The organism is Dietzia sp. UCD-THP (assembly GCF_000349585.1).
GTDB lineage: Bacteria > Actinomycetota > Actinomycetes > Mycobacteriales > Mycobacteriaceae > Dietzia > Dietzia natronolimnaea_A.
In genome coordinates this window covers 1-8,218 of the sequence record NZ_AOSR01000138.1, presented here as the reverse complement: position 1 = coordinate 8,218, position 8,218 = coordinate 1, and the positions used below count along the sequence as shown (strand labels likewise).

The 8,218-nt window shown below is 64.5% G+C and carries 8 protein-coding genes; 4 read left to right on the top strand and 4 right to left on the bottom strand.

The annotated features are described in order from the left end of the window. Positions 1–81 precede the first annotated feature (81 nt). Positions 82–1,020: an alpha/beta hydrolase gene (locus tag H483_RS27410; RefSeq protein ID WP_031264780.1), complete on the bottom strand. Its 939-nt coding sequence runs from the start codon at positions 1,018–1,020 to the stop codon at positions 82–84. A gap of 139 nt (positions 1,021–1,159) precedes the next feature. On the opposite strand from H483_RS27410, the gene H483_RS38650 reads away from it, so the two are divergent. Then, complete coding sequence (locus H483_RS38650) at positions 1,160–1,804, top strand: TetR/AcrR family transcriptional regulator (protein ID WP_146193848.1); 645 nt, start codon at positions 1,160–1,162, stop codon at positions 1,802–1,804. A gap of 562 nt (positions 1,805–2,366) precedes the next feature. Here H483_RS38650 and H483_RS27405 read toward each other — a convergent pair. From H483_RS27405 to H483_RS27395, 3 genes are read right to left on the bottom strand one after another with little or no spacing between them, the layout of a single operon-like run. Next, a complete protein-coding gene (locus tag H483_RS27405; protein WP_017836498.1) occupies positions 2,367–3,185 on the bottom strand; it encodes an AAA family ATPase in 819 nt (272 codons plus the stop codon). After that, the gene (locus tag H483_RS27400; RefSeq protein WP_017836497.1) at positions 3,182–4,582 is read right to left on the bottom strand and encodes a Mu transposase C-terminal domain-containing protein; all 1,401 of its coding nucleotides are present in this window, start codon (positions 4,580–4,582) and stop codon (positions 3,182–3,184) included. The genes H483_RS27405 and H483_RS27400 overlap by 4 nt, the downstream gene beginning before the upstream one ends. 1 nt (position 4,583) lies before the next feature. Then, positions 4,584–5,186, bottom strand: coding sequence for a recombinase family protein (locus H483_RS27395; protein WP_017836496.1), 603 nt, complete (start codon positions 5,184–5,186; stop codon positions 4,584–4,586). A 332-nt stretch (positions 5,187–5,518) separates the two neighbouring features. Between H483_RS27395 and H483_RS27390 the strand changes: the two genes are divergently transcribed. Genes H483_RS27390 through H483_RS27380 form a run of 3 tightly spaced genes read left to right on the top strand, consistent with a single transcriptional unit; the run spans position 5,519 to position 7,934 of the window. Further along, entirely contained in the window at positions 5,519–7,018 is a 1,500-nt protein-coding gene (locus H483_RS27390; protein WP_017836495.1) for an MFS transporter, read from the top strand. Between the two features lie 17 nt (positions 7,019–7,035). Then, the gene (locus H483_RS27385) at positions 7,036–7,608 is read left to right on the top strand and encodes a TetR/AcrR family transcriptional regulator (RefSeq protein ID WP_017836494.1); all 573 of its coding nucleotides are present in this window, start codon (positions 7,036–7,038) and stop codon (positions 7,606–7,608) included. Beyond that, complete coding sequence (locus H483_RS27380; protein WP_042329407.1) at positions 7,605–7,934, top strand: DUF3817 domain-containing protein; 330 nt, start codon at positions 7,605–7,607, stop codon at positions 7,932–7,934. The genes H483_RS27385 and H483_RS27380 overlap by 4 nt, the downstream gene beginning before the upstream one ends. Positions 7,935–8,218: the final 284 nt, after the last annotated feature.

The window sequence follows — 8,218 nt, the reverse complement described above, 5'->3', positions numbered from 1 at the left end:
AAAACCGCCGAGGAAGTCCTTGCGAAGGCCAACCGTAAGAAGACTTCAAATGCGGACCACTAGTTTGACTGGGACACCCCCTCAAAGCCCCCTGATTACCCGAAGGCGGTCGTCGAGCGACTGGCGACTAACCGCCGCCTGAGGTGCCAGCCACTCGAATGCGTGGGGTGCACCGGATCGCACGTGTAGCTCACATGACACTCCGGAGCGAAGAAGTCGCTGTGCGTACTCGATGCTCTCGTCGCGGAAAATATCGAGGTCGCCCACGTCGATGAAGCTGGGCGCCAAACCAGAGAAGTCCTCGAGGTGAGCGGGCGAGGCAATCGCAGACACCATTGACTCGTCCGGCAGCAGCGCATTCCACCCCGTGAAGTTGTCGTCGTAAGTCCATGTCGCGGTAGGGGCGAGTTCCGGATCCGGGCGGAGATTTCGCGAATCGAGCATCGGATAAATCAAGATCTGCCGGGCCAGCGGAACACCGCTGTCGCGGGCAAGGATAGCGGCCCCGGCAGCAACTCCCCCTCCACCACTGTCTCCCATGATTGCCACCCGACGCGGATCGACACCCAAAGCGTCGCACTCCCCAAGTAGCCAGTTCAGGGCGGCATAGACATCCTTAGCGAGACGCTCACCCGTATTCTCGGGAGCCAGGCGGTAGTCAACAGATAGGAACGCCACACCCGTGAGCTGGGCGTAATGGGCAACCATCTTGTCGTACAACTCGATCGACCCGCAGATCATCCCGCCGCCGTGCGCATACACCACGGCACTGTCGCTCGAACGCCCGTCTGGGACATACCAGCGCACAGGGACGACTGCGCCATCGTCCGCCTCTATTTCGAAATCCGACCTGGTCACAGCCTCACCTGCCGGGATCTGTCCATACACGGCCCCCAGGGTTGCATTGGTGATGGCGCGAAGGGCGGCGGCATCACCTCGTTCTGCTACCGGTGCCGTACCGGCCGCCGCCGCAGCTTCCATCAAGACCGCGCCAACTTCGGCGTCCAGAGCGATAGCCACTTCTTATCTCCTTCGACATGCCGACGAAACCGGCGACTGTAAGTACTGAGATGCCGACCCATCACGGGTGTGTCTTGCATCACGACCACGGTAGCACTATCGGACATCTGTACGATAGAACTTCAGGTATTCTCCTTACGTGGCGCTGACAGGAGTTCCGCCCGCGATCTTCATGCGGGAAGGCAACCCAGATGACCCACGGGCACAGCGCAGTCGGCGGCTACTGCTGGAGACGTTCGAAGAGGAGATCAGGCGGGGGCGCCACCCGGTAAGCGTTGCGGACTTGGTTCGCACAGCAGGCGTCAGCCGAAGCACGTTTTATAGCCACTTCGCGGACATCGACGAAGTCGGGGTCGCTGCTCTGCGCGACATCCTGTTCACGTTCCACACCGTAGCCAAGTCCGATTCCACAGGCCTCGGAACCGAAGTCACAGGCCCAACTGCCAGCCTGCGAGATTTATTTACCCATCTGGACGCCCACCAAGCACTCTGCCGGGCATTACTGAGTGCGAACGGAGGCAAGCCCCACCCGGCTGAGGCGGAACTACGGACGGTGCTTGTCGATCACTTCGAGGCCTCCATCGCAGCCTTAAACCAGGCACTGCCGGTCGACGCACGCACTACCGCTCTCTTCGTTGTCGGAGGCGTCATGACGCTCATCATGGACCGGCTAGGAAGCGCTTCAATATCACCGGCAGCCCTCGCCGATGAAGTCGCAGCTCTTCTACCCAGTTGGCTTCGAAACGCCGACGGACTAAAAAAACCGCTCCACCTCACGGACTGAAGAATCCGAGTCGCGCAGGCGACAAGTAGACGAGCCCCTCGCCGGGCCGCGGACCAGCGAGTCGCGTGTAGCACGACCAAGTGCAACACATGGACCCGGCGAGCTCTCCCGCCACCTCACTCGCCGCGTCTGAGCCCGAGCCGCTGACAATTCCCGGAGCAGTCGTTCATCCTCGGCCAGGGCCGGCGATGACGTCCCGCACCAGTGGCGCTCGACCGGCTACGAGTTAACGCCGATAACTTATCTTATGTAAAGTGAAAGGTGCCGAGTTGTCGATCGTGCGAACTCGACACCTCCCCGAATGGCTCGAGGCTCGTTTGGACTCGGGCCGCGCCTGACCTGCGAGCAGGTGCGCATCGCGCAGATGATCCGAGGCCTGTCCGATAGCGAACCCGGGCCGCAGTCAGTATGCGAACCACTGCTCTGACCTGCGGCCCTTCACCGGGATGCGCATTTCCTGCGACACATTCGCACATTCTGCGAAGCACATAACGATCAGCCGGAACTGTGACTTTCGCTGTTAAATGGCGGTGTTCTGTCGATGCTCAGTGGCGGTCTTTGTTCAGGTGGTGCCGATGACGAGGGTGCTGGCGGCGGCTTCGATGACGTCGTTGGTGATGGTGTCGAGCTCGTTGATCTTCAGGACGCGCTCGATCTGCGGGAAGAGCCGCTCCAGCAGTCGGAAGTTCCCGCGGGTGATGCGGGTGATGGAAGCGATGGCTTGCGCGTCGGTGAAGTCCTCGGGGTCGAGGGTCTTGCCCAGGGAGCGCCAGTGGCGCTGGAGGACGAACAGCAGCTCGTCCGTGCCCAGGGGCCGGTATTGGTGGGCGAAGCCGACACGACTGTAGAACTGCGGGTAGTGGCTGAACTGCTTCTCCAGGCCGGGCATGCCGATCAGGATCAAGGCGATGTTGTCGCGGTCGTAGCGATCGCGCAGCAGCTCCAGCGCGGTGGGGCGGAGCCGTTCGGACTCATCGACGATGACCAGCTGCACGTGGTTCCTGCCGTGCCGTCGGCCCCACGTCTGCGGGGTGATCTGACCGACTGCCTCCAGATGCTGCTCGATGCAGATATTGGTGCGGGTGATCGCCTGGTCGAGTTCATCCTTCAGCACCCGTGGGGTGGTGAGCACGCTGGGGGTGTAGAGCACGGTACGACTCCGAGCGAGGGCGGCGTAGATCTTGGCGTCGCTGTCGGCGCGCGGACCCCAATAGGTCAGCAGGTCATAGGCCTTCTCCCAGTGGGCGTAGCGGCGCGCGGAGAGTGTCTTGCCCACCCCGGCCGGTCCGAAGCACAGACCGATGGTGTGGCCGCGGCGGACAGCGTCGGCGAACTCGGTGAAGCGGCGGTGCTCTTTGGTCACGATGAAGCGCTGGCTCACCTCAAGTCCTCCTTGTAGACTTTCAGCTTCCGCTTCGGTGCTGGGGCTGGCGGCTCGGCTGTCGATGGCGTCTCAGTGGTGTGCGCGGCTACGACGGCAATGCGTTCATTGATGCCTTGGCGCAGGGCGCGACGGCGCGCGTTGCGGGCAGCCTGGATCTCCTTGAGACTGATCTTCTCGTCGTGATGGTCCTGGTTGACGGCCTTGCACAGGAACTCGTCGTGGTCGAACACGCGGATCTCAGTGATATCGCGCGGGTCGTAGCGGATCACCACCGGCCGTCCGACGTAGCCGGCCAGCGTCGGGGAGACGTAGCGCAGCCCCTGGAAGCGGATGCCATCACGGCGCACCACCCGGGACTGGGCGACCGTGAGCAGCAGCCCGTCGAGGTCTTCCAGGCTCTCGGGCATGCGCGGCAGCCAGCCCTCGGCGATCCACGCGGTGCGCGGCGAGGCACCGAGCTCGCTGTGGGTCCGGTCGTTGTAGGTGGCCACGAACCCCTCCACCGCGCTGTCGAGCTCGGCCAGGGACAGCTTCGGCGTCGGCGCGGGATGGCCCTCGGTGATGTGGCCGGGCAGGTCAGCGAGAAGCTCGGTGTTGACGGTGCCGAAGAACCGCTCGATCTTGCCCCGGCCCTGGGGACGGGCGACGGTGGAGTGGATCAGCCGGATGTGCAGGTCAACAGCGGTGCCGGCGAGGTGGCGGCTGATGAAGTCACTGCCGTGGTCGACATAGAGCACGTCCGGCAGCCCGCACATCGGCCACGCGGGGTCGCTCTTGTGCCAGATAGCCTGCCGCAGCGCCAGGGCGGTGTTCATCGCGGACGGCGCACCCAGGAAGACGGTGTAGCCGCAGATCGCGCGGGAGCAGTCATCGAGGATCGTCGTCAGCCAGGGGCGGACTGGTTTGCCGTCGGTGCCCACCACGAGAATGTCGAGCAGCGTGTGGTCACTTTGCCACATCGCATTCGGTTGTTCGGCGTGCCGGCGCAGCACCAGTTCGTGCTTGTCCCGGTAGGACGCCGCGCCCTCCAGGGCTAGGGTGACCATGCCCGGATCGAGGGCACCCGCGATCGAGCGGACCACCCCGTAGGAAGGCACCGGCCACCCTCGGGTACCGCAGATGTCGGTGACCTTGCGGTGGATCGTGGCGATCGCGGGCCGGGGCTTGCTGAGCGCCAGGCCCTCGATCAACCGCACGAGCTCCCTGGGCAGATGGTGGGCGCCGGCGTCCGAGCGCTGGCCTGTCTCCAGGCCCGCGTACCCGTCGGCACGGTAGCGGGCGTGCCAGCGCTCCAGGGTGCGCAGGCTGATCCCGGTCTCCCGGGCCAGGGCGCTCAGCGGGATACCGTCCTCGACGTGCAGCCGCAGGATGCGCCACCGCGCCGGCCCGTCCACCTCACACCTGCTCGGCGACGGCCTCGCGGGCACGGGCCGCCTGCCGATGGCGATAGAGCGTCGCCCGGGACCAGCCGACGAGTCGGGCGGCGTCCTCGGCGGTGCGGCCCTTCGCGCGGGCATCGCCCGCGATTTCGAGCTTCTCCGCGATCACGGCCGGGTCGACCGGGGGTCGGCCGAAGCGGGTGCCGTTCTGCTTCGCCGCGGCGATCCCCGCATTGACGCGTTCGGTGATCAGCTCGCGCTCATACTCGGCCAAGGTCGCGAGCATGCCCAGCATCATCCGGCCCGATGTCGTCTCCGGGTCGATCCCGTCCGAGACCGATCTGATCTTCACGCCCTGGCCGCGCAGCAGCGTGACCGTATTCAGGACGTCGAGCAGGGACCGGCCCAGCCGGTCGATGCGCCACACCACCACCGTGTCGCCGTCCTCGGCGTAGTCCAGCAGACGTTTCATCCCCGGTCGCTCGATCGCGGTCCGGCTACCCGAGGTCACATCGGAGAACACGTCCCGCTTCTGCACCCCGCCCTCCACCAGCGCATCGACTTGCAGCTGCGCGTCCTGCGTCGCCGTGCTCACCCGCGTATATCCCAGAAGCCTCATACCCCCAGCATGGTGCAGAAAGTCCTGGAAGTCACCGCCTTGAGGCACTTTCCGTCGAGACGACTTCGCAAGACAATCCCGAGAGCGCGTTCACGCAGGAAGCGAACCTGAGGCCGACCACCCGCTGAAAGTCTCATAAACCTGTACCCAACTGAGGCACCAGCTCGTCCGGTTTTGCCTGCATCGAAGTGCCGCGCCTTCGCTCTAAAACCTTCCAAGCTTCGCCGCCCGCACGCCATGCATAGCGCGCGCCGTGAGTCTCTCCCTCCGTCGACTTAACTACACCATCCATCCGGTACAGTTATGTCGTTCACGACGAGGGGAAGACGCGCATGTCCGCGATGACGAAGAGGCGACGCTGGTCGCTGCTGGTGACGGTTGGAGCAGGTCTGCTGCTGATCACCTTGGATAACTCGATTCTCTACACGGCCCTGCCGACGCTGACTGAGGAACTGCAGGCTTCGAACACACAGAACCTCTGGATCATCAATGCCTACCCCCTGGTGATGGCGGGGCTGTTGCTGGGCAGCGGAACCCTGGGGGATCGCATCGGCCACACGCGGATGTTTGTTGTCGGTCTGGTGATCTTCGGACTGGCTTCCCTGCTGGCAGCGTTCGCTCCGTCACCCGAGGTCCTGATCGCTGCGCGTGCTGTGCTCGCTGTCGGTGCGGCAGCGATGATGCCGGCCACCCTGGCGCTGATCCGCACCACTTTCACGGTCGAGCGTGAGCGCAATATCGCCATCGCGGTCTGGGGAAGTATGTCGGTCATCGGGTTCGCCCTCGGCCCGATTATTGGCGGCACACTCCTTGAGTTCTTCTGGTGGGGCTCGGTGTTCTTGATCAACGTGCCCGTTGTGGTGCTGGCGCTGGTCGCTACCTGGCTGATCCGCCCGGCCAACGACCCGGATCCCTCGAAGCGATGGGATGCCATCTCCTCGATCTTGGTGATGATCGGGCTTGTCGGAACGGTGATGGCCATCAAAGAGATCGGCCACGCGCCGCCCTCGGCAACGACCATCATTGTTGCGCTGCTCGTTGCTGCCATCGGGTTCTGGCTGTTCGTGCGCCGTCAGCGAGGTATGGAGCAACCTCTGTTGGAGTTCTCCATCTTCGGCAACCCGGCGTTCACTGCCGGAGTGCTGGCCGCGTCGTTCGCGATGTTCGCGATCGGGGGCATCCAGCTCGTCACCACGCAGCGATTCCAGCAGGTCGCCGGATTCAGCCCGCTGGAAGCTGGGCTCTTGGTCGCCGCGGCCGCCGTGGGCACGTTGCCGACAGCGCTCCTGGGGGGCGCGTTCCTGCACCGCACCGGACTGCTCGCGCTCATCACCGGCGGTCTCGCCTTCGCCACCGGCGGCGTCGTGGTGACGGTCATCGGATTCCAGTCGTCCTTCGGCGTGCTGATCCTCGGACTGCTGTTGACCGGAGCTGGTATCGGAGCCGCCTTGGCGGTCGCCTCCACCGCGATTATCGGGAACGTGCCGGTGCGCCGAGCAGGCATGGCCGCCTCGATCGAAGAAGTCTCCTACGAGTTCGGCAGCCTCATTGCAGTGTCCGTGCTCGGGAGCCTGCTCACGGCTATCTACGGCGCACGCGTCGTTCTACCCGACGGCGCCCCGGACGCGGCTGGCAACAGCATCGCTGAGGCACAGGCTGCTGCGCAGGGTGACGCAGAGATCCTCCAGGCGGCGGCGACGGCTTTCGACTCCGCCTACCTCGTTGTGATGCTGGTCGTCGCAGTCGTTCTCGCGGTGGGCGCAGTCATCACCGGAGTGCTTCTGCGCCGGTACCTGCCTGGCACCCAGTCACAGCTGCACTCCGAGCACTGACCGAGAAAGGACCGCCCATGCGGACCAGTAAACGGGACACGATCCTCAAGGTCGCCCTCAGCGTTGTCGAGACCGACGGCGTCACGGCGCTCACGTACGAATCCGTCGCCGCCGCCTCCGGACTCACCAAAGGCGGGCTGCTCTACCACTTCCCCTCGAAGGACGCCATGATGCTCGCGCTGCACGAACATCAAGCCCAGCACTGGGACGAGGAGATGATCCACGCACTGGGCAAGGACCCGGATGAGGCATCGCAGGATGAGCGACTCGCCGCCTATGCCCGAGTCAGCGCCCGCGGCGCCACCGGCGCGGAGTTACTGCTTATGCTCGAAGCGAGCACCCACAGCGAGCTCAGCAAGCCGTGGAAACGAGTCATCACTCGCTGGGTCCCCGACCCCGCCAGCATCGACCCGACCGACCCTCGGGCACTGCAGAAGATGGTCGCCTACCTCGCTGCCGACGGTCTTTGGCTCAGCGAATCCGTCGGCGCGATCCCACTACCCCACCAGCTGCGCGCCGCGCTGGCAGAGCACCTCGCCCGCTCCGTCGCGGACGCAGACGAACTCCCGAGCAACGAGGCGAACCAATGAGCGCAAGCACCCAGCAGCGTTATGGACTTCCGCTTGTGGCAAGAGTCTCCATCGTCGCGGCCTTTCTCGAAGCCTTCACCTGGGCTGGTCTGCTCGCGGGGATGTTCCTCAAGTACGTGACGGGCACAACCGACGTCGGTGTCAGCATCTTCGGCGCCCTGCACGGCGGCATGTTCCTCATCTACCTCGCCATAGCGCTCATCACCGCCATCACCCTGCGGTGGCCATGGCGGGTCACTGCTCTCTCGATCATCGCCGCGGTACCGCCACTGACGACCATTCCCCTGGAGATCTGGCTACGTCGACGAGGACACCTCAGCTGCTGACGATGGCACTGCCGCCCTCGCATCGGCGGCAGGACTCTCGACCACGGACGGCCAGACCACGCTTGTCATCGGTACCACCAACTAAAGCCGCCACGGAGCATCGACAGAACACCGCCATTTACCGGCGAAGGTCACAGCGAAGGGAACCCAGCGATGTCCTGTTGGAGTACACCCGTGCGGGACGATATACCGCCGGCCATCGCTGCTGTGTCGCAGGGTCTAGTTCGGCACTTATGAAACGCCTTCCCGCCGGGTCTAAGATCTATTGATACAGATTCCGGGCG